Genomic DNA, 21,824 nt, shown 5'->3' with positions numbered 1-21,824 from the left:
CTATGTGCAATAAATTAAAAAAATTTAAAATTAATCAATAAAAAAAAGAGAAGGTGACGATCCTTCTCTTTTTAACGTGTCTATAATGGATTATGTTTTTTTTGTTAATGCACTTAGTTTTGATTCAATTATTTTCTTAAGTTGTAGAAAGATTTTAATCCTTGGTATACTGCGCTTTCGCCTAACTCGTCTTGAATACGTAATAATTGGTTGTATTTAGCGATACGGTCTGTACGAGAAGCAGAACCTGTTTTAATTTGACCAGCATTTGTAGCAACAGCGATATCAGCGATTGTGCTATCTTCAGTTTCACCAGAACGGTGAGAAACTACTGCTGTGTAACCAGCACGTTTAGCCATTTCGATTGCATCGAAAGTTTCAGTTAATGTACCGATTTGGTTAACTTTGATAAGGATTGAGTTTGCGATACCTTTTTCAATACCTTCAGCTAACTTTTTAGTGTTTGTAACGAATAAATCGTCACCTACTAATTGTACTCGGCTACCTAAACGTTCAGTTAATAATTTGTGACCATCCCAGTCGTTTTCATCTAAACCATCTTCAATTGAAAGGATTGGGAAATCATTGCAAAGTTGCTCGTAGAAATCAACCATTTCAGCTGAAGATACACCAGTGCGTCCTTCACCTGCAAGATCGTATTTACCAGTCTCTTTGTTAAAGAATTCAGAAGAAGCAACGTCCATTCCTAAGAATACTTGCTCTCCAGCTTTATAACCAGATTTATCAATTGCTTCCATGATTACTTCTAAAGCTTCACGGTTTGAACCAAGGTTTGGAGCGAATCCACCTTCGTCACCTACAGCTGTGTTTAAACCTTTATCATGTAATACTGCTTTAAGGTTGTGGAAAATTTCAGTACCCATACGAATTGCTTCTTTAAAGCTTTCAGCACCTACAGGTAAGATCATGAATTCTTGGAAGTCTACGTTATTATCAGCGTGAGAACCACCGTTGATGATGTTCATCATTGGAACTGGTAATTGTTTCGCGTTAAATCCACCAAGGTATTGGTATAATGGTAAACCTAATTCATCAGCTGCTGCACGAGCTACTGCCATAGATACACCTAGGATTGCGTTAGCACCTAATTTACCTTTGTTTTCAGTACCGTCTACTTCAATCATACGACGGTCGATTGAAACTTGGTCAGTTACTTCGTATCCAACGATTTCTTCAGCTAAAATATCATTAACGTTAGATACAGCTTTCTCAACACCTTTACCAAGGTAACGAGATTTGTCTCCATCACGTAATTCAACAGCTTCGTATTCACCAGTTGAAGCACCACTTGGTACTAATGCACGACCAAAGCCGCCATCTTCTGTATAAACTTCTACTTCTACAGTAGGGTTACCACGAGAATCTAATACTTCGCGAGCATAAACATCAATAATCATTGACATAATAAAATCTCTCCTTTTAGTTGCGTTATACGCTTAATTAAAAACTTTTTTATATTAACTGTTCACTTATTTAATAAGTGATTTACCAGTCATTTCTTTTGGTTGTTCTACTTTTAATAAATCAAGAACTGTTGGAGCTAAATCACCTAAAATACCATCTTCACGTAACTTAACACCTTCTTCAGTTACAATAACTGGTACAGGGTTAGTCGTATGAGCTGTCATAGGTTCACCCTCAGGTGTAATTTCTTCATCAGCATTTCCATGGTCAGCAGTAATGATCGCTTTTCCGCCTTTTGCTAGAATTGCATCAACTACTTCTCCTAAACATTCATCAACTGCTTCAATTGCTTTAACTGTCGGCTCAAGTTTTCCTGAATGTCCTACCATATCTGGATTTGCAAAGTTCAAGATGATTACATCATGCTTGTCTGCTGCAATCTCTTTAAGTAATGCATCTTTTACTTCATAAGCACTCATTTCAGGTTGCAGGTCGTAAGTTGCAACTTTTGGCGAGTTAATCAAAATACGTTCTTCACCTGGGAACTCTGCTTCACGGCCTCCACTAAAGAAAAATGTAACATGTGGATACTTTTCCGTTTCAGCAATTCTTAATTGATTTAACTTATTTTGAGCAAGTACTTCACCTAATGTGTTATCCAAATTAGTAGGTTTAAATGCAACATAACCTTGTACTGTTTCACTAAAATGTGTTAAGCAAACGAAATGAAGATTTTTTGGGAACTTACTTCCACGATCAAAGTCACGGAAATCATCGTTTGTAAATACATTTGAAATTTGTATTGCACGGTCAGGTCGGAAGTTGTAGAAGATAATTGAATCTTCATCACTTATTGTTGCAACTGGAGTTCCATCTTCTTTTACCATTACAGAAGGTAAAACGAATTCATCATGGATACCATTCGCATACGAGTCTTCAATTAATTCATACGGACTTGTATAAGTTGGTCCTTCTCCATATACCATTGCACAATAGCATTTTTCTACGCGATCCCAACGTTTGTCACGGTCCATGGAATAATAACGGCCAGAAATTGTTGCAAATTCTCCGACACCATATTCTTTAAATTTTGCTTCTGTTTGATCGATATATTTTTTAGCTGTAGTTGGACCAACATCTCGTCCATCAAGGAAAGCATGTAAATATACCTTTTTCATACCTTCTTCAGCAGCTAATTTTAATAAAGCAAACATGTGATTAATATGGCTGTGAATACCACCATCAGACAGTAAACCAAAAATATGTAATGCTTTATCTTTTTCTTTTGCACTTTTAATTGCATCGATGAATGTATCATTTTTTTCGAATTCGCCTTCACGAATAGCCTTATTTACACGCGTTAAGCTTTGATAAACAATTCGTCCAGCTCCGATATTCAAATGACCAACTTCAGAATTACCCATTTGTCCTTCAGGTAGCCCTACTGCTTCACCGCTAGCAGTTAATTGCGCATGAGGATATTTATTCCAATATCTATCATAATTTGGTTTCTTCGCTTGTGCAACAGCATTTCCAAATGTTTCATCGCGCAAACCAAATCCATCAAGGATAATTAACGCTACTGGTTGTTTACTCATTACTTAACAGCCTCCAATAATGCAAGGAAAGAAGCTGGTTCTAAACTTGCTCCACCTACTAACGCACCGTCAATATCAGGTTGAGCCATATATTCTTTAATATTTTCAGGTTTTACACTGCCACCATATTGAACACGTACAGATTCTGCAACAGTTTCATCATAAAGACTTGCTACAACATCACGAACAAATTTACATGAATCTTGTGCATCTTTTTCTGTAGCAGATTTTCCTGTTCCAATTGCCCAAATCGGTTCATATGCAATAACTAAATTCTTTACTTGCTCATCTGTTAGACCTGCAAGATCAGCTGTTAATTGAGTACGAATAACTTCCTCAAATTTACCGCCTTCACGTTCTTCAAGCGTTTCACCACAGCAAAGTATTGGCGTAAGGCCGTGTTCGAAAGCTTTTTTTGTTTTACTATTAATAAACTCATCTGTTTCGCCATAATATTCACGACGCTCAGAATGTCCGATAATCGCATAAGTTACGCCTAAATCTTTAAGTGCTACTGGGCTAATTTCTCCAGTATAAGCACCACTATCTTGATCACTTACATTTTGAGAACCAATTTTTAATTCAGTTCCTTTTGTACCGTATAACATAGGTGCAATAAATAATGCAGGAGCACAAACTGCTGAATCTACTTTATCAGATGATGGAATGCTATTTTTTACTTCTTCAACAAATGTCATCGCTTCGTTAAGCGTCTTATTCATTTTCCAGTTACCTGCGATAATTGGTTTACGCATGAGAAACACCTTCCTACAATTGGTAAGACATAACATCTTACTCTATTTCAATTACTAAATATTGTAAAGCTTTAAGACTTATTTATCGTTTAATACCGCAACTCCAGGAAGCTCTTTACCTTCCATAAATTCTAATGAAGCACCACCACCAGTAGAAATGTGGCTCATTTTATCTGCTAAACCGAATTTTTCAGCAGCAGCAGCTGAGTCTCCACCACCGATAATTGAATACGCATCAGAATCTGCTAATGCTTGTGCTACTCCTTTAGTACCTTGAGCAAATTTATCGATTTCAAATACACCCATAGGTCCATTCCAAATGACTAATTTAGAGCTATTAATGACATCTGCATAAAGAGCAGTTGTTTTTGGTCCAATATCAAGAGCTTGCCAATCCGCTGGAATACCATCAATATCAACCTGTTGCGTATTAGCATCTTCACCGAATTTGTCAGCAATAATTGCATCAATTGGCATATAGAATTTAACGCCTTTAGCTTCGGCTTTTTGCATAAATTCATTAGCTAAATCAATTTTATCTTCTTCTAAAAGAGATTGACCGATTTCATAGCCTTTAGCTTTTAAGAATGTATAAGCTAAACCGCCACCAATAATTAAGTTATCTACTTTTTCTAATAAATTTTCAATTACACTAATTTTATCTCGAACTTTCGCTCCACCGATAATAGCTGTAAATGGGCGCTCTGGATTAGAAAGTGCTTTACCTAAAACGCTTATTTCTTTTTCCATTAAGAATCCAGCTACCGCAGGAATAAATTTAGCAATACCAGCAGTTGTAGCATGTGCACGGTGTGCAGCACCAAAAGCATCATTTACATATACATCAGCTAAAGAAGCAAATTCTTTTGCTAGAGCTTCATCATTTTTCTCTTCGCCTGGGTAGAAACGAACGTTTTCTAATAATAAAACATCGCCTTCATTCATTTTGCTAATTGCTTCTTGAACTTTAGGTCCGTATGCTTCATCAGTTTTAATAACGTTTTTACCTAATTTTTCGCTTAAACGTGTAGCAACTGCATTTAAACGCATGTCTTCATTTACTTGTCCTTTTGGACGTCCTAAGTGAGATGCTAAAATAACTTTTGCTCCGTTTTCTATTAAATACTGAATCGTAGGAAGAGCAGCACGAATACGAGTATCATCAGTTACTTCTCCGTTTGCCATCGGTACGTTAAAATCTACACGGCAAAATACGCGTTTCCCTTTTACATCAATGTCATGTAATGACTTTTTGTTCATAGTAGGTGCCTCCAGTACTGTTTTTATTCATCCATTCAATTTCACTGGTCGATCCGTCTCATACAAAGTCGTATCTATTCTGTGATATTGTCACCGCAATTTTAACAGATTATGTACATCAATTGGAATTTATTTCTAGAGTATTTTTTTATATTGTGTTGGATTAGTGACAAAAGAGGATTTTTATCAAACAAAAGAGGGGAGGAAATTCCCCTCACCCTCATATTAATTTTTATTAAAAATTATAGACCTTTTGAAGCGATGTGAGCTACTAAGTCAACTACACGAGTTGAGTAACCAGTTTCATTATCGTACCAAGAAAGGATTTTAACCATGTTGCCTTCCATAGTCATTGTAGATAATGCATCGATTGTAGAAGAGTTTGTGCAACCGTTATAGTCGATTGATACTAATGGCTCTTCAGAATATCCTAAGATACCTTTTAATTCACCTTCAGAAGCAGCTTTAAATGCAGCATTTACTTCTTCAGCAGTTACTTCAGCGTTTAATTCTACTACTAAGTCAACTAAAGATACGTTAGCAGTTGGTACACGTACAGCACCACCGTTTAATTTACCTTTTAATTGAGGTAATACTAATGAAACTGCTTTAGCAGCACCAGTAGTTGTTGGAATCATGCTCATTGCAGCAGCACGTGCACGACGTAAATCTTTGTGTGGTAAATCTAGAATTTGTTGGTCATTTGTGTATGAGTGAACAGTTGTCATCATACCACGTTTGATACCGAATTTTTCGTCTAATACTTTAGCAAATGGAGCTAAACAGTTAGTTGTACAAGAAGCATTAGAAATTACATTGTGGCTAGCTGCATCGTATTTGTCATCATTTACACCCATTACGATCGTGATATCTTCATTAGAAGCTGGTGCAGAGATGATTACTTTTTTAACTGATCCACCTAAGTGTTTTTCAGCGTCTTTTTTATCTGTGAAACGACCAGTAGATTCTACTACAACTTCTACTCCATAATCGCTCCAAGGTAAAACTGCTGGGTCACGCTCAGCAATTACTTTAATTTCGCTTCCGTTAACAACGATTGAATCGCCATTTACTGCTACATCAGCGTTTACTGAACCGTGTACTGAATCATATTTTAATAAGTGAGCTAAAGTTTTAGCATCTGTTAAGTCATTGATTGCTACAACCTCTACGTTTGGGTTGTTTAAAGCTGCGCGGAAAACCATACGTCCGATACGTCCAAATCCATTAATACCAATTTTAGTTGCCATTTTTAATTTCCTCCTTTTAATAGGTAGAATCTCTTTTTATTTTAAAGGGAACATCCTTTAATTAACTCTTTTGCTGCTCCTTCGTCTGTGACGAGGATGTTTACATGACCTTTCTTTAAGAAAGAAGCCATTGCTTTAGCTTTAGAAGATCCTCCAGATACTGCAAGTACATATGGTATATTCTCCAATTCATTCAGTTGTAAACCAATTGTTCTTACTCTGTAAACAACTTCACCATTCTCATTAAAGTAATATCCAAATGCCTCTCCTACAGCTCTAGATTCAGTTAAGATTTCTAACTGTTCTGATGAAGACTGTCTTCGCTTAGCCATCGTAAATGCATCTCCAATGCCGTGTACAACAATTGAAGAAGATCGAATTAAATTTAGAACCTCTTTTACTCTTGGTTCTTCCATCATAGTGAGATAAGCTTCTTCACTAAGTTCATCTGGTAAATGTAGTAAACGGTAATTACCTTTTGCCATTTCAGCCATTTTTGCACAAATTGTATTTGCTTGATTTCTTACTTCTTCGCCTAAGCCGCCTCGCGCTGGCACAAATAAGGTATTTAATTCTTTAGAGTCATCATTCATCATTTCAGCTACGGCAGCTAGAGTGGAACCACCAGTAACAGCAACAATATTATTTGTTTCTAGCCTTTGGTTTATACAACCTACAGCCGCTCGACCCATCTCCTTTTTTACCCAGTCCAGCTCGTCACTATCGCCTGAAACAACAATCACTTCCTTAAGATTAAATGTTTCCTTAAGCAAGTCTTCGATATTTTTCAGACCGAATAGTTCACGCATTGGTTCTTCTAGGTCTAGAAGTAAGCTTAGTCCTTCATCCGTTAATGTCATGCCCGAAGATGCAACATTAATCAGTCTTTGCTCTTTTAATAAAGCAACTTCTGATCTAAGTACTCTTTCTGTTAAACCTACACTTGCAGACAAATTTCTACGACCGATTGGCTGCATAATTCGTATATATTGTAGGATTTGAAATCTTTTTTGGATAACGGGTATTAGATCAGGTAATAATTTTTGTTGTAGCTTTAAAACTTGGTTCATTTTCATCTCCTCTTTCACAGAGTATTCACTTGGGTCTAAATGTGTCCCACTATGACATATTATGTCCCACTTGTTATAAAAAAATTACAGCGTTTTTCAACGTTGTTTTTTTGAACAAGATTTACTCCAGAAGTGAAATAACCCTGCTACATTTACATTGTAACAGGGTCAATCATTTCTTTCAACTGATAACTACCCATTTATTGCATTTAATATGTCAATTTTATGAATTCTACCGTATGCAACAGTTTCCCCATTCATTTGAATGACTGGAATTATTAGTTGATATTCCTCTAATAATGCATCATCAGAATAAATATCAATTTCATTTACTTCGATTTCATAATCTGATTGGAGCAAATGAATTGCCTCTTTTGCCTCTTCGCACAATCCACATTTCTCTTTTGTAAATAAAGTTAACTTAATCGACATCTAATTCTCCTTTTTAACTAAAGCGCTTTCGTTTTGATGAACCAGGAATTCTAAGTATGTCTCTATATTTAGCTACAGTTCTTCTAGAGATTTCCACTCCATGTTTTTCAGCTAATAATTCAACTAGCTTTTGATCTGAAAATGGTTTTTCTTTGTTTTCTTCATCAACTAGCTGCTTAATGAAAACCTGTACACTCGTTGATGCAAGCTCCTCACCATCTACACTTACACCTTGATGGAAGAATTTCTTCATTTCAAACAAACCAAACGGTGTCTGGACATATTTGTTTTTACAAGTACGGCTTATTGTTGACTCGTGTAATGAAAGTTCTTCCGCTATCTCTTTTAAAGTAAGAGTTTTTAAATTTGCAGGACCTTTTTCAAAAAAAGCAATTTGCTTTCGAAGAATACAATTCATTACTGATAACATCGTTGATTTTCGTTCTTCCAAACTTTTCATTAACCAGTTAACTTGAGTATTTTTATCCTTTAAATAAACTGATACTTCTTTCTCATGTTGACCATTTAAAATTGAAGAATATTCATTAAGTACTTTTAAACGTGGCATAATTTTATCATTAATAAGTACAACAAATTCTCCGCCTATTTTTTCGACTGTTAAATCAGGTGCTACATAATTTACCTGGTCTTGGAAATAATTTAAACCTGGTCTTGGCTGAAGGGTTAAAATTAAGTCAATTTCCCTTTGTAAATCAGGCAAGCTAATCTTAAGTTTCTTCGCTATTTCTTTCCAGTTTTTATTAACAAATAGATCAAAATAATCTTTAATGACCTGTTTTGCAATAGTTGTGTCAACTTCAAGGCCATTTAGTTGAATCAATAAGCACTCTTTAACAGATCTTGCTCCAACTCCTGAGGGTTCAAAACGTTGAAGTATTTCAATGCAGATTTGTAACTGAACGAGAGAAATATTTAAATCATGTATAAGCTCTTCATCTGATTCCATCAAAAATCCATTTTTATCTAGGTTATAAATCAAATATTTAATAATTTTATATTCCTCATTATCAATTTTCAACTCATTTAACTGACTAACAAGTTCTTCTTGTAAAGTTTCTGTTCTTCGAGTATATAACTCCATTCCTTGTCCGTTGGAAGTAGTTTGTTGTTTGATTTTTGAAGAAGTGTAATCGTTATAAGGAGTTTCGACTTCAATTAAGGGATTTTCTAATGATTGCTCAAATAAAAAATCAGTAAGTTCTTGGGCATTAAATTGAAGCATTGTAATGGCTTGTCGTAGTTCCTGAGTCATTGCAAGTTTCAATGATTGTTTTTGCATTAAATTCATTTCCATACTACTTCACTCCCTTATTACTATTTTACTCGATATTTAACTTTTTCATAGTACTTGACGAATTGTTATACTAATTTAAATATAGTGAAAACGTTTACTTTTTCCTGTATAGTAAAAGTATACAACTCTTTATGATGGGTGGGCCATTATGAACAGAAAAAATCAGATTTATGAAGTTTTTCTTCAAAGTAAGGAGCAAGGTTTTACCGCTAATGAGATTGCTCAAAACCTTGGTTTAGATAGGGCAAACGTTAGCAGTGATTTAAATAAATTAGTTAAAGAAGAATTATTAATTAAAACAAATTCTAGACCGGTCGTATTTAAACTACTATCTCATACTTTACAACAATCGAATAAATCTCAAATTAAGATAGCGAGTTCGGAGTATAAATATGAATATTTTTACGATGAAAATATTAGTTTAAGACCTGCCATTGAAAAAGCAAGATCAGCTATTCTCTATCCACCAAATGGTATGCATACATTAATACTCGGTGAGACTGGTGTTGGTAAATCTGCTTTTGCTAAAAGAATGCATGATTACGCAATTCGTTCGAATGTTTTAGAAAAGGATTCTCCATTCATTATTTTTAATTGCGCAGACTACGCTAATAATCCTCAACTATTATTAGGTCAGCTATTCGGTGTACGAAAAGGCGCTTATACAGGTGCAACGGAACAAAAAGGTCTACTTGAGAAAGCAAATAACGGAATATTATTTTTAGATGAGGTTCATCGACTTACTCCTGAAGGTCAAGAAATGTTATTTACGTTCATTGATTATAAGTTGTATAGAAGACTAGGAGAGACAGAAAACGAACGAACATCGAATGTTTTAATCATTTCAGCAACAACAGAGGATCCCGAGTCTACTTTATTATCTACGTTTACACGCCGAATCCCTATGGTCATTACATTACCAGCTCTTCGTGATCGAACATACGAAGAGAGATTAACACTGATTAAACGATTTTTCACGGAAGAAAGTGTTCGTCTAGGAAAAGAAATTGTTGTAAGTGCAAATACTATTCGCTCTTTTCTATTTTATCCGTGTCAAAACAATATCGGACAACTTAAAGCCGATATTCAATTAGCTTGTGCAAAGGCTTACGCAGATTTTATTACACATAAACATGACAAAATACGTATTTATAGTACTGATTTGAACTGGTATGTGAAGGAAGGCTTATTCATTGAAAAAAAAGTGAAGCATGCAGTCACACTATTAAACGAGCATTTCGAGTTTTCACCAACAAAGGGTATAACTAGTAACCAACAATTGGATCATTCTGCAGATACAATTTATGACCGAATTGATACGAAATATGAAGAACTTAAACAACGTGGCGTTGCTCAGGACGAGTTATCCTTACTAATGGAAAACGATATCGAAAGCTATTTTACGCATTATTTAACTTCTATTAATCGTAAACTATCTAGTAAAGAAAATGTCCAAAAAATAATCAAGCCTGAAATCGTTACGCTAAGTGAAAAAGTACTAAAACTAGCAGAAGAAAAATTAAGTAAGAGATTTAATGAAAAAATACTTGTTGCTCTTAGCCTACATATACAAACGCTATTACAACGTATACAGTCAAACAAGAAAATTTATCATCCAAATATTACGCAAATCCGTGATCAATATAAGCATGAGTTTTCCGTTTCAATTGAATGTGTAAAAATGATTGAAGATTTTTCAAATGTTTCAATCCCATTTGATGAAGTAGCATTTATAACTATGTTTTTTGTATATGGAAACGAAGATTATAAAGTGCCTAGTTCAAATGTGAAAGTAATAGTTTTAGCTCACGGTAATGGTATTGCTAGAGAGATGGCAAATGTAACAAATGAGCTTCTAGAAAACGAGGAAGTTATCGGAATTGATATGCCATTAAGTGAGCCACCACAAGATTTTTTAATTCGCGTAAAAGATTATATTAAATCATTAGGCAAATTAAATGGAATTCTACTTTGCATCGATATGGGGTCACTATCTTATATCGGTGACATAATTGAAGCCGAATTTTCAATTCCTGTACGAGTGATTCAAATGGTAAGTACCGCACATGTAATCGAAGCTTCTAGAAAAGCAACACTAGGATATAATTTAGACGAGCTTTATCAGGACGTGCGAAACTTAACTACTTTCTTCATCAATTCTCATTCTAATAAAACGAAACAACCTGAATTTAATCGTTCTGTCATTTTAACTGCATGTCTGACTGGTCAGGGAAGTGCAATAGCCATTAAAAATATACTAGCGAATAACTTGGTCTATGATAAAGAGATGCTAGAAATCGTGCCAATTAGCCTTTTAAATAAAAACGAATTACAAAAAATGTTAAATGATATATCTAAAGAACGAAGTATCGTTTGTATTGTTTCGAATTTTGATATAAATGTTCCATTTAATATGTTCCACTTACAGGATGTATTAAATATGAAGGCTACAAAAAAAATACAAGAATTAATTACTTATGAAGAAACGTACTTAAAAATGGCTGAAACATTACAAGATACGATTTCTTTAAAGGATGCTAAAAAAGTAATTAGTGTGATTAGGCGTGCTTTAAATGATATACAAGCTCAGACTAATAAATTTTTCAAGAATGAAGATTTAATGGGAATTGTGATTCATATGAGCTGTATGATTGATCGGATTCAAAACGCTCAACCTCTAATCCCATTTAAAGATAAAGAAGATAAAATAAATAGTGACTATATGCTATATTTAAAAATTAAAAAAATACTGCAGCAAATTGAGGATGCTTGTGACATTATCATACCTGATGATGAAATATGTTACTTAATGGAATTTTATTCTAGACATGATGAAGACAGCATCAAAAGTATAGTAGAAGACATTTATATTAATAATTGAATTGAGTCAAAAAAGCCAGTTACTTCCAAGCGAAGAAACTGGCTTTTTACATTCTATTTTAATATTTTACTAACTCTACTCCCTTTGGAAGTTTGGCGTTCGTTAAGATATCTAGTTCTGTTAATCTTTCAAAGCCATAAGAAGTACCATTTTTTAAATGATTATCTACTAATGCAGGATGTACCATAACTTCTACCGACTCTATACCGTTAGTTATTCTTTCTTCTATTGTCTCAAAATAGTTTGCTGGAATGTCACTTCCATAAAAATCGGTTAATAATTGATCTGTAAAAGGGGTGATCCCGTCTATTTTACTTTTTGGAGAAATACGGACTGGAAGATCATACTTTTTAGATAGTTTTGCAATAACTGGGTGTAGGATTGGAATCATATGCACATGGTGATGACTATCTAGATGTGTAGGCTTCAAACCAAAGGAAAGGAACTTTTGAATTTGCGCATCCCATTCCTTTTCAACTTCTTCTACATTAGCAACCGGATTGTCATACCAATAACTATTTTTAAGGAAAGCACCATTTTGATCTACGATTGTTTGTAAATCTGTTAATAATGGTTTACCCGCTGTTAATACAAGATGTACTCCTAGTCCTAATGAAGGATGTAATTTTGCTAGTTCGATCCCGTGCTCCACAGCATACATATTCATCATCATAGTCGCTGAGTTCACTATTCCATTCAGATGCGCTTCAATAATGCCATAATTTACACCCTTTGAATAGCCGAAATCATCTGCATTCACAATAAGCTTCGTCATCATTCATTCCCCTTTTTCATTTTTGTATGTTAAAAAGGGACGCACTCATTCATTCGAGCTACATCCCTCTTTTTAATCGTTAATTTGCTGCTACTTTTTCATTTTTGAAGAATTGAGGTAAATGCTCTTTGTGAGCTTCTAACATTTCATCTAGAATTTGTTTTGCTAAATTATCAGATCCAACTAATGGGTTAATACACATAGCAAGTAATGCTGTTTTATAATCACCAGTTACTCCAGCTTCCGCAGCAACACGTTCGAATGATTTAATTTGTTGAACTAAACCGCGTACCGCAACTGGCAAGTCACCCATCGTAAGTGGTTTTGGACCGTCTTTTGTAATAACGGCACTTACTTCAACAGCACAATCATCAGGAATTGATGCAATAGCTCCATTATTCATTGTGTTAACAGGTTGGATATCACCTTTATTGTTATATAATGATGAAATTAATCGGCATGCAGCATCACTATAATAAGCCCCGCCGCGTTTTTCTAATTGTGGTGGCTTAATATTTAAATTAGGATCTTTATATAATTCGAATAATGATTCTTCTAATTTTTTTACAACCTCAGCACGCGTACCATCTTTTTTCGCCGCTTCAAGCTCTTCCTCTAACATTACTTTCGTTTGATAGTAGTAGCGATGATACGGACATGGAATCGCTCCAAGTGCTTCAATAAAATCAGGATTCCAATCCATTGCCTTAATATTTTGCATCGTCATACTTTCAGCAGGGCGTGCAAACTCACTTACAACACGACTTGTTACATCTTCACCATCTAATAATACTTTTGTTCCATAAACCATATGATTTAATCCCATAAAATCAATATGCACACGCTCAGATTCTACCCCAAGACCTTTTGCAATGTTCATGTGAATATGAATTGGTACATTACATAAACCAACTACTTTACGGAAATTTGTATATCTTAAAATCGCTTCTGTTAAAATACCTGTAGGATTCGTAAAGTTTACTAGCCAAGCATTTGGACATAGCTCCTCAATATCCTTAACGATATCTAAAATAACTGGAATTGTACGAAGTGCTTTAAACAATCCACCAGGACCATTTGTTTCTTGGCCAATCACCCCATATTTTAAAGGAATACGCTCATCCTTCATACGCGCTTCAAGTAAACCTACACGAAATTGTGTCGTAACAAAGTCAGCATCTTTAAGAGCAGCACGTCGATCAAGGGTTAAATGAATTTCCATTGGTACCCCTGCTTTTTCTACCATTCTTTTCGCAAGATTTCCAACAATTTCAAGTTTCTCTCTACCTTCTTCAATGTCCACTAGCCATAACTCTCTTACAGGTAGTTCATCATAACGTTTAATAAATCCTTCTACTAATTCTGGAGTATAACTTGAACCGCCACCAATTGTTGCAATTTTAATACCGTTTCTCATTTTCTTCACTCCTTCTATATGATAGTAGAAAAGTAGTCCGGTCATTCTAGGAAACTACTTTTCTAGTTTCTCTTATTTATTTAATTTTTCATGTAGGAAAATTATTTCTGTTACTAAATCTCTCATCGTTAATGCATTCATTAAATGATCTTGAGCATGAATTAATAAGATACTTAATGTGACATTCTCTCCACGTGCTTCACCTTGAATTAAAGAAGTCTGTGCATGGTGCGCATGATTTAATTCTACTTTTGCCTCTTCAATCTTACTATTTGCTTCTTCTAAATTACCCGCTCTAGCAGCTTGCATAGCTTCCATTAGTGAGCTTTTTGCGTTTCCTGCGTGTAAGATTAATTGGAATGCTGTTTGCTCGATTGTCGTTACAGTACTCATTTCGTATCCTCCTCAAACTGCATTACATAGCAGCACTTTGATTATTTGCTGCTTCTTTCATTTTTTTAGATTCCATTCGTCTTTGTAGTGCAACGAAAGGTAAATAAATAACCACAGAGATAACTAAGTTAAATGCCGCTAAGGCTGCACCTGTCCAATGTCCCCCTGTAATTAACCACCCACCTAAAATTGGTGGAGTTACCCATGGAATATTCGTAGTTACTGGGTGAACCATACCTAAAGAAATCGCTGAATATGAAATAATTGTTAAGATAATTGGTGTACCAATGAATGGAACTAACCACATTGGATTTAACACGATTGGTAATCCGAAAAGAACTGGTTCATTAATTTGGAATAAACCTGGTGCCCCACCTAATCCAATCATTTGTTTATTACGTTTTCGATTAATTAATATCATTGAAATGATTAACCCTAATGTAGCACCTGATCCACCTAAGAATACAAATGCATCAAAGAACTGGCCTGCCATTACATTGTATTCACTCCACTTTGTAACACCTTTTGCTGCTAAATCAATATTTTCATTTCCTAAAGCTGTAAATAATGGTGTCGTAATTCCACCTAGTATGTTTGGTCCATGTAAGCCAAGCATCCAGAAGAAATGAATAAAGAATGCTATACCGATTGCAAACGGTAAAGAGTCTGCAGCATTCGTTAATGGCTTAACAAGTACTGAGCTTAACCAATCATTAAAATATACTCCATCCGATAAATATAATCTGAATAACAATCCAACAATCGCGATCACCAAGATTGTTAGCATACCTGGCAATAGCTTCGCAAATGCTTTTGATACTGCTGGTGGTACACCATCTGGTAATTTAATAACTAATTGCTTTACTCTTGATAAGCGTACAAAAATTTCTGTTGCGATAATTGCAACGATTATTCCGGTAAAAAGTGCAGTTGAATTAGTATAAGTAGAGTTCACTAATCCCCAAACACTACCAGTTGCTGTTTTTCCATTTTCTAATGTAACCGTTACTGTATTTAATGATTGTGGCACTAGTACAAAATATGACGCTAATGCGACAAGCATTGCTTCAAATCCTTCATCACCATAAGAACGTGCCAATTTATAAGCAATCCCTACAACTGCGAATACAGTCATAAATGCGAATGTACCCCACCAAATGTCTCCACCTAATGTCTTCCAGTCCACTCCAAAAAGAGCTTCCATCATCTTGTCGTAACCTTTGATCGCTCCACCTAAATTATTGAATAAAACTGCAAACGAACCGACCATTGTAATGGCAATCATACCGATTAACGCATCGCGTATTGCTAATAAATGACGTTGGTTACCGAACTTTGCTGCAGCTGGCATTATGTATCTATCTACAAAATTCATCATTTTTTAAGACTCCCTTTTGTTTAAAAGTTATGCTACGATCATGACTATTTTTTTAAACTAAGTGCTAATTCTAAAACAGCTTCACCATTCATTAGTCCATAATGTACTGGATTGATTACATCAACTGGTATCCCTTTTGGCTCGGCAACTTTTTTCATTTCAGAAGCTAAATAACGAACTTGTGGTCCTAATAAAAGAACATCTGCTTTATCTAAGTTTTCTTTTGCAGCATCACCTGAAACTGCCCAAATCTTTACTTCAATCCCTTTTGCTTTTGCTGCATCCTCCATTTTAGTTACTAGTAAACTAGTAGACATTCCTGCTGAACAAGCTAATAAAATATTCATCGTTATTCCTCCAATATTAAATATAGTGTAGCGCTTACAAATTTGTTTAAAAGTAAAAACAAGATTCTTAAGCAACTGCAAATTAATTTATTTTGTACACTCTTTATATTGCAAATGGCGTGCCAACTTTTTCTGACTTATAAAAAAATATATAATTTAATTATAGAAACCTTGCCCTATAAGGATTCATAGACATGAAATCTTTTTTCTTTGCTTTAAAAGGAAAGTAACTTAAAATGTCTAGTGTGTTAAAGATTGTTCGTAAATCTTCTTAAATTGTTTTAGTGTGTTATTACTCTGTTAGTGTGTCGTGATTTATATACACTATAATGTAGTGTTTTAAAACACTTTCACGATTTTCACTTAAATTATACATTTTGTTCTAGTAATCTATGAAAAAAAGTGATGTAGAATTAGTCTACATCACTTTTTTATCAAGTATTAAAGTGAAATCTTTTCATGCAAGTAAATAATTTCCTCTACTAAATCTCTTGTTGTTAGAGTGTTCATTAAATGATCCTGTGCATGTACTAAAAGAATATTAATTTTGTATTGTTGCCCTCCTGCTTCACTTTGTATAAGTGAAGTTTGTGAATGATGAGCCAGCCTAAGTTCCGCATTCGCTTCGTTTACTTTCCCACGAGCTTCCTCGAACTCTCCATCACGAGCTTTATACATTGCTTCCATTAATAAACTCTTAGCATTACCAGAATGTAATATTAGCTGAAATGCAATTTGTTCATTATTTGTGTCGGTAGGCATTTGCACTCTTCTCCTTCACATTCTATTATACATTTAATGAATTACTACTTGTCGTTTCTGTTGACTTTCTAGCTTCCATTCTTTCAGCTACTACAACGAATGGTAAGTAAATAACAATTGAAATCACTACGTTAACAAGCGCTAAAACTGCACCGCTCCAATGACCACCAGTTGCTAAATAGCCACCTATAACTGGTGGAGTTACCCAAGGGATTGTAGAAACAACCGGGAAAACAATATGCGATTGAACAGCTAAATAAGAAATAATCGTTAAAATAATTGGAGTACAGATAAATGGGATTAACCATACTGGGTTTAACACAATTGGTAAACCGAAAATAATCGGTTCATTAATATTAAATAATCCTGGTGGTGTTCCTAAAGCAATCATCTGTTTATGACGTTTACGGTTAACTAAGAACATCGCAATTAGTAAACCGATTGTAGTACCTGATCCACCCATATATACGAATGCATCTAAGAATGGACCTGCTAACACAGAATACTTATCTAAATCTGTCACACCTTTAGCATATAAATCGATGTTATGGTTACCTAGAGTTGTTAATAAAGGAGTTGTAATACCTCCTAAAATATTTGGACCATGTAATCCAATCGCCCAGAAAAAATGTACAAAGAATGCAATTGCAACTGCAAATCCTAATGAATCTGCTGCATCAGTTAATGGTTTTACAAGAACCGAATTTAACCAATCATTAAAGAATACGCCATCCGAAATGTATAATCTAAACAATAAGCCAACTAATGCAACGATAAAAATTGTTAACATACCTGGTAATAACTTCGCAAATGCTTTTGATACTGCTGGCGGAACGCCGTCTGGTAATTTAATAACTAATTGTTTCACTCTAGCTAAGCGTACAAAAATTTCAGTTGCAATAATCGCAACGATAATTCCTGTAAATAAAGCTGTTGAGTTTAATGAATTCCAACTAATAAATCCCCAAGTTCCACCTGTAGCTGTCTTTCCACCATTTAACGTAACAGATACTGCAGCTAATGATTGTGGAACAAGAACAAAATAACATGCTAATGCAACAAGCATCGCTTCAAAACCTTCATCACCATAAGAACGCGCTAATCTATGTGCGATCCCAACTACGGCAAATACGGTCATAAATGCAAATGTTCCCCACCAAATATCACTACCTAGTGTTTTCCAGTTTGCACCAAAGACTGTTTCCATCATTTTATCGTAGCCATGGATTGCGCCACCTAAGTTATTAATAAGTACAGCAAAAGCTCCAATCATCGTAATGGCAATCATACCAATTAACGCATCACGGATCGCTAACAAATGACGTTGATTACCAAACTTCGCTGCAGCAGGCATTATATACTTCTCAGCAAAACGCATCATTTTAATGCACCTTCTTTTCTCTCTAGATTTTTAATTCCCCGTTTTATTTTTTCAAATTTAAAGCCATTTCTAAAACAGCTTCCCCATTCATCAATCCATAATGTACTGGATTAATCGTATCTACTGGTATTCCTTTAGGTTCAGCCAGCTTCTTCATTTCTGAAGCTAGATAACGAACCTGTGGACCAAGTAGTAATACATCCGCTTTGGCTAAATTTTCTTTTGCCTCATCACCAGCAACAGCCCATATTGTTGCCTGAATTCCTTTTGCCTTAGCTGCTTGTTCCATTTTTGTAACTAGTAGACTAGTCGACATTCCTGCAGAACATACCAATAAGATATTCATCCTACACCTCCTCAATTTTCCTCATCGATGAAACGCTTACATTTTTACAAATAATGACAAAAGAATTACGCGTTACAAGGACAAGTTGTGAATCAATTTAAATATTGCAAAATCTGTGCCAATATTCTAAAAAATCTTTTTATTTGAAGGCTCAACAAAAAAAACCTTGAAGATCCAAGGTTTTCAAAACATAATATTTTTCCTAAAATAATAGTGTTTTATAAGTGTGTAATCATAATCAGTACTGTGTTTAAAAATTACACAGTAGTGTGTTGCGAAATACCCAATATAGGATATCTTCTAAGCTGAAGTGTGTCATTCAATAACACATTAACATTAATCTTCAACTGTTAAATGAGTTTTACAAAATTCGAATACTTCTTTTTCTTCATCATCTTCCAAATCAAAATCTAAATACTGATTTGATTCAGCTTCATACAAGTCATATTTAATTAATTTCGACTCGTCACCATTTACTCCGAAAAGCGCTTTTATGTATATACCTTTTTCATTATATAATTCATCATCCTCTGGTACATTGATATAAAGAATAAACTCATATCGATCACCTTCAATGATACCAAATGGATCTTTTATTTCTTCTACAGTGTATTCTGTAATCGTTAACACAAAAACATTCCCTTCAATTATAATATGTACTATTATACACAAAGAAATGAACAAAAAGAAAGACGCCTGCCGCAGCAGACGTCTTGATGCGTTTGAGGCGAGAGACCGGGCGGCCACATCCGCGCGTTTAGCTTGCGCATATCTCTCGTCTTACTCAAATTAGCTCATCGCAAAGAGTAATATAACATATATTTAGAAAAAGGGAAAGAGGAAAAAAATAGAAGTAGCAAAAGAACCGATTAATTTTATAAAAATAAAATCACTCAGCTCTTTTTATAGTAAATTTAAAATGATTTTAAGCATTCTCTAGTTTAAAAACAGAATTTAATGATTTTTAGATCGATGCAGTATTTTTTCTTTTTAGATGTTGAGTACAATTTATAAGTTTCATTAAACTTTAGTTCTCTTTCCATTTCTTCTTTATTAAACCTTGCCATTTCCTCAAGAATCCAAGAATTCATTTCCATATGAAAGACCTCCTTTTATTTACTTTAAATATATGAATTTAAGTAAAGGGAACCCATTCTTCATTGGATGGAGTTTTAGTACATCTTTAGTTGTAGGGTAAAGGTAAGATTAGAGCTGAGATTATGTGTTTAACTGAGGAAAAATAAAAACCGAGTGATAGATCTGTAAATTTACAGATTTTATCACTCGGTTTATTCTTTAAGCGCGCTCGACAGGATTCGAACCTGCCTTGTCAATACAGATTTAATAATTATAAGTTTTAAATAACATTTATTATACTTAGAATATTAAAATTAATGGGATAAATAAATATGATATACTTTCTATACATGGAATGATTTTCCATTCAATAGCCGGCGACTACTGAAAGAAAGGAATTTTCAACATCAAGACAAATGTTACATTACAAAAATTTATTAAATACTCTACAGGTTATTGTTTTAATATAGAACACAATAGCCATATTTAATAACTTCTCTTCAAATCAGATAATATATTTTTGTTATTTAGAAAATGGAGGATAAATAATGAATATTAGATCAATCGTCGAAATGCCATTAGATAACCCGTTTAGCAATGATAAGCTAAATCGAGAAGAATTTAAAAACAATTTAATGAATATTTTAGATAGGACCAAAGATAATCTTGTAATATGTTTAAATTCATCTTGGGGAACTGGTAAAACCACTTTTATTAAAATGTGGAAAACAAGTTTATGCAATAACGAAGAGTATAGTACACTTTATTTTAATGCTTGGGAAAACGATGATGTTACCGATCCATTAATTCCATTGTTATCTTTACTTGAAAATAATAATTCTTTAGTTAGAAAAGCTCAAAGTTCCTTATTAAATTTAACAAAAATTGCTGCACCTATAATTGCGACTGCAACTTTGGGACCACTAGCAGGTCATATCGCTGACGTCACATCTAAATTTATGAATAAAAGTGGCCAGAAAATCATTGAAGAATCAACTCAATCTTTAGGAGAAAAATTCATAGATAGCTTCCAAGAACAGAAAAATTCAAAAGAACAGCTAAAAAGAGGATTAAAAAAATATCAACGAACAGTAGACAAAAAAATACTTATATTTATTGATGAGTTAGATCGATGTAATCCGCAATTTGCAATTAAAGTTTTAGAAAGGGTAAAACATCTATTTGACCTTGAAAATTATATTTTTGTATTTTCTCTCGATCGTGAACAACTCTCCCATTCTATTAGTACACACTATGGACAAAATATGGATAGTGTTGGCTATTTAAGAAGATTTTTTGACTTAGAATTATCTCTTCCTTTACCAAAAAACAAAGATTACTTTTCATATTTAATAGATTGTCATACTTTAGATTATAATAATATTGAATATTTTTGGAAGTTGTTTACTGAAGTTGCAGACCTTAATAATTTTTCACTCAGAGACTGTGATCGATTATTTATTAATTTAAAATTACTATTACCACAAATTCCGTTATTTAATCAAAAAGAAAATTACAGTATTAGACCTTCAATAGAGTCTGGTTTATATATATACTTATTAACTTTAAAATTAAAGTACACAGATACTTTCGAAAAAGTTATCAGGAAATCATACGATTCAAACGACATTAATAATCTACTTGATATAGTAAAAGTACCTAAACTTTCCATTAATGAAAAACTAAGTCAAAGTTACGAAATTTATAAAACCGCTATTCAGATGTTTTTACAGTTGAATCTACATAATTTAAATGATATTGATGAATGGAATAAGGCCCATGAATCATATATAGTCCGAATTGGTGAAAGTGAATATCATGGTAATCATTTCAATCTTATTAATCTTTGGGATTATCAAAAGGGATGCAGTATTTTCAATAATATTCAGTTTATTAATTATCAACATACATACTAGTAGTATCATTTATTTGCTCAATTTTAGATTAGAACAGTAGGAAAAT

At 34.0% G+C, this 21,824-nt stretch carries 20 protein-coding genes; 2 read left to right on the top strand and 18 right to left on the bottom strand.

The genetic code is table 11. The features are described 5' to 3' along the window. Positions 1-128: 128 nt before the first annotated feature. The 8 genes from eno to rpoN form a co-directional block, all read right to left on the bottom strand. Positions 129-1,424 (bottom strand): phosphopyruvate hydratase, encoded by a 1,296-nt coding sequence (gene eno / locus AB1282_RS08090; RefSeq protein ID WP_056469884.1) that lies wholly within the window; start codon positions 1,422-1,424, stop codon positions 129-131. 66 nt (positions 1,425-1,490) lie between these two features. After that, entirely contained in the window at positions 1,491-3,023 is a 1,533-nt protein-coding gene (gpmI, locus tag AB1282_RS08085; protein ID WP_429898852.1) for a 2,3-bisphosphoglycerate-independent phosphoglycerate mutase, read from the bottom strand. After that, complete coding sequence (gene tpiA / locus AB1282_RS08080) at positions 3,023-3,778, bottom strand: triose-phosphate isomerase (protein ID WP_097973509.1); 756 nt, start codon at positions 3,776-3,778, stop codon at positions 3,023-3,025. The genes gpmI and tpiA overlap by 1 nt, the downstream gene beginning before the upstream one ends. 78 nt (positions 3,779-3,856) lie before the next feature. Next, entirely contained in the window at positions 3,857-5,038 is a 1,182-nt protein-coding gene (locus tag AB1282_RS08075; protein WP_056469877.1) for a phosphoglycerate kinase, read from the bottom strand. 242 nt (positions 5,039-5,280) lie between these two features. Continuing rightward, complete coding sequence (gene gap / locus AB1282_RS08070; RefSeq protein ID WP_056469875.1) at positions 5,281-6,288, bottom strand: type I glyceraldehyde-3-phosphate dehydrogenase; 1,008 nt, start codon at positions 6,286-6,288, stop codon at positions 5,281-5,283. Between the two features lie 41 nt (positions 6,289-6,329). Further along, positions 6,330-7,358, bottom strand: coding sequence for a sugar-binding transcriptional regulator (locus AB1282_RS08065; RefSeq protein WP_056469873.1), 1,029 nt, complete (start codon positions 7,356-7,358; stop codon positions 6,330-6,332). 192 nt (positions 7,359-7,550) lie between these two features. Then, positions 7,551-7,790: a glutaredoxin family protein gene (locus tag AB1282_RS08060; RefSeq protein ID WP_429898851.1), complete on the bottom strand. Its 240-nt coding sequence runs from the start codon at positions 7,788-7,790 to the stop codon at positions 7,551-7,553. Between the two features lie 13 nt (positions 7,791-7,803). Next, positions 7,804-9,105, bottom strand: a complete 1,302-nt coding sequence (rpoN, locus tag AB1282_RS08055) for an RNA polymerase factor sigma-54 (protein WP_056469872.1) — start codon at positions 9,103-9,105, stop codon at positions 7,804-7,806. A gap of 148 nt (positions 9,106-9,253) precedes the next feature. On the opposite strand from rpoN, the gene AB1282_RS08050 reads away from it, so the two are divergent. Beyond that, positions 9,254-11,986 (top strand): sigma 54-interacting transcriptional regulator, encoded by a 2,733-nt coding sequence (locus tag AB1282_RS08050; protein ID WP_056469870.1) that lies wholly within the window; start codon positions 9,254-9,256, stop codon positions 11,984-11,986. Between the two features lie 58 nt (positions 11,987-12,044). Here AB1282_RS08050 and chbG read toward each other — a convergent pair whose 3' ends face one another. From chbG to AB1282_RS08000, 10 genes are all read right to left on the bottom strand, one after another. Continuing rightward, the gene (gene chbG, locus AB1282_RS08045; RefSeq protein WP_429898850.1) at positions 12,045-12,761 is read right to left on the bottom strand and encodes a chitin disaccharide deacetylase; all 717 of its coding nucleotides are present in this window, start codon (positions 12,759-12,761) and stop codon (positions 12,045-12,047) included. A 79-nt stretch (positions 12,762-12,840) separates the two neighbouring features. Next, a complete protein-coding gene (locus AB1282_RS08040; protein WP_056469865.1) occupies positions 12,841-14,178 on the bottom strand; it encodes a 6-phospho-beta-glucosidase in 1,338 nt (445 codons plus the stop codon). 72 nt (positions 14,179-14,250) lie between these two features. Further along, positions 14,251-14,571, bottom strand: a complete 321-nt coding sequence (locus AB1282_RS08035; RefSeq protein ID WP_056469863.1) for a PTS lactose/cellobiose transporter subunit IIA — start codon at positions 14,569-14,571, stop codon at positions 14,251-14,253. Positions 14,572-14,593: 22 nt separating this feature from the next. Beyond that, entirely contained in the window at positions 14,594-15,949 is a 1,356-nt protein-coding gene (locus AB1282_RS08030) for a PTS sugar transporter subunit IIC (RefSeq protein ID WP_056469860.1), read from the bottom strand. 44 nt (positions 15,950-15,993) lie between these two features. Further along, positions 15,994-16,296 carry a PTS sugar transporter subunit IIB gene (locus AB1282_RS08025; protein WP_056469857.1) on the bottom strand — a complete coding sequence of 101 codons (303 nt, stop codon included), beginning with the start codon at positions 16,294-16,296 and terminating at the stop codon, positions 15,994-15,996. Positions 16,297-16,737: 441 nt separating this feature from the next. Further along, on the bottom strand, positions 16,738-17,058 hold the full coding sequence (locus AB1282_RS08020; RefSeq protein ID WP_056469854.1) for a PTS lactose/cellobiose transporter subunit IIA: 321 nt from the start codon (positions 17,056-17,058) through the stop codon (positions 16,738-16,740). Between the two features lie 25 nt (positions 17,059-17,083). Further along, complete coding sequence (locus tag AB1282_RS08015) at positions 17,084-18,439, bottom strand: PTS sugar transporter subunit IIC (RefSeq protein WP_056469850.1); 1,356 nt, start codon at positions 18,437-18,439, stop codon at positions 17,084-17,086. 43 nt (positions 18,440-18,482) lie between these two features. Next, entirely contained in the window at positions 18,483-18,785 is a 303-nt protein-coding gene (locus AB1282_RS08010) for a PTS sugar transporter subunit IIB (protein WP_335410042.1), read from the bottom strand. 336 nt (positions 18,786-19,121) lie between these two features. Next, complete coding sequence (locus tag AB1282_RS08005) at positions 19,122-19,415, bottom strand: DUF6509 family protein (RefSeq protein ID WP_429898849.1); 294 nt, start codon at positions 19,413-19,415, stop codon at positions 19,122-19,124. 311 nt (positions 19,416-19,726) lie between these two features. After that, positions 19,727-19,882, bottom strand: coding sequence for a hypothetical protein (locus AB1282_RS08000; protein ID WP_156339647.1), 156 nt, complete (start codon positions 19,880-19,882; stop codon positions 19,727-19,729). A gap of 528 nt (positions 19,883-20,410) precedes the next feature. On the opposite strand from AB1282_RS08000, the gene AB1282_RS07995 reads away from it, so the two are divergent. Beyond that, positions 20,411-21,778: a KAP family P-loop NTPase fold protein gene (locus AB1282_RS07995; protein ID WP_429898848.1), complete on the top strand. Its 1,368-nt coding sequence runs from the start codon at positions 20,411-20,413 to the stop codon at positions 21,776-21,778. Positions 21,779-21,824 lie beyond the last annotated feature (46 nt).

The organism is Gottfriedia sp. S16(2024), from assembly GCF_050473765.1.
In the GTDB taxonomy this organism is placed as follows: Bacteria; Bacillota; Bacilli; order Bacillales; family Bacillaceae_G; genus Gottfriedia.
Note: the sequence above shows the minus strand (reverse complement) of the source record. Positions and strands in the feature narration are given on the sequence as shown.

Coding starts and splice junctions, on each gene's coding strand:
- gap (WP_056469875.1), bottom strand. CDS start 6,288: ATGGCAACTAAAATTGGTATTAATGGATTTGGACGTATCGGACGTATG.
- chbG (WP_429898850.1), bottom strand. CDS start 12,761: ATGACGAAGCTTATTGTGAATGCAGATGATTTCGGCTATTCAAAGGGT.
- AB1282_RS08065 (WP_056469873.1), bottom strand. CDS start 7,358: ATGAACCAAGTTTTAAAGCTACAACAAAAATTATTACCTGATCTAATA.
- rpoN (WP_056469872.1), bottom strand. CDS start 9,105: ATGGAAATGAATTTAATGCAAAAACAATCATTGAAACTTGCAATGACT.
- AB1282_RS08075 (WP_056469877.1), bottom strand. CDS start 5,038: ATGAACAAAAAGTCATTACATGACATTGATGTAAAAGGGAAACGCGTA.
- AB1282_RS08035 (WP_056469863.1), bottom strand. CDS start 14,571: ATGAGTACTGTAACGACAATCGAGCAAACAGCATTCCAATTAATCTTA.
- tpiA (WP_097973509.1), bottom strand. CDS start 3,778: ATGCGTAAACCAATTATCGCAGGTAACTGGAAAATGAATAAGACGCTT.
- AB1282_RS08050 (WP_056469870.1), top strand. CDS start 9,254: ATGAACAGAAAAAATCAGATTTATGAAGTTTTTCTTCAAAGTAAGGAG.
- AB1282_RS08030 (WP_056469860.1), bottom strand. CDS start 15,949: ATGATGAATTTTGTAGATAGATACATAATGCCAGCTGCAGCAAAGTTC.
- eno (WP_056469884.1), bottom strand. CDS start 1,424: ATGTCAATGATTATTGATGTTTATGCTCGCGAAGTATTAGATTCTCGT.
- AB1282_RS08020 (WP_056469854.1), bottom strand. CDS start 17,058: ATGCCTACCGACACAAATAATGAACAAATTGCATTTCAGCTAATATTA.
- AB1282_RS08010 (WP_335410042.1), bottom strand. CDS start 18,785: ATGAATATCTTATTGGTATGTTCTGCAGGAATGTCGACTAGTCTACTA.
- AB1282_RS08000 (WP_156339647.1), bottom strand. CDS start 19,882: ATGGAAATGAATTCTTGGATTCTTGAGGAAATGGCAAGGTTTAATAAA.
- gpmI (WP_429898852.1), bottom strand. CDS start 3,023: ATGAGTAAACAACCAGTAGCGTTAATTATCCTTGATGGATTTGGTTTG.
- AB1282_RS08060 (WP_429898851.1), bottom strand. CDS start 7,790: ATGTCGATTAAGTTAACTTTATTTACAAAAGAGAAATGTGGATTGTGC.
- AB1282_RS08025 (WP_056469857.1), bottom strand. CDS start 16,296: ATGAATATTTTATTAGCTTGTTCAGCAGGAATGTCTACTAGTTTACTA.
- AB1282_RS08015 (WP_056469850.1), bottom strand. CDS start 18,439: ATGATGCGTTTTGCTGAGAAGTATATAATGCCTGCTGCAGCGAAGTTT.
- AB1282_RS08040 (WP_056469865.1), bottom strand. CDS start 14,178: ATGAGAAACGGTATTAAAATTGCAACAATTGGTGGCGGTTCAAGTTAT.
- AB1282_RS07995 (WP_429898848.1), top strand. CDS start 20,411: ATGAATATTAGATCAATCGTCGAAATGCCATTAGATAACCCGTTTAGC.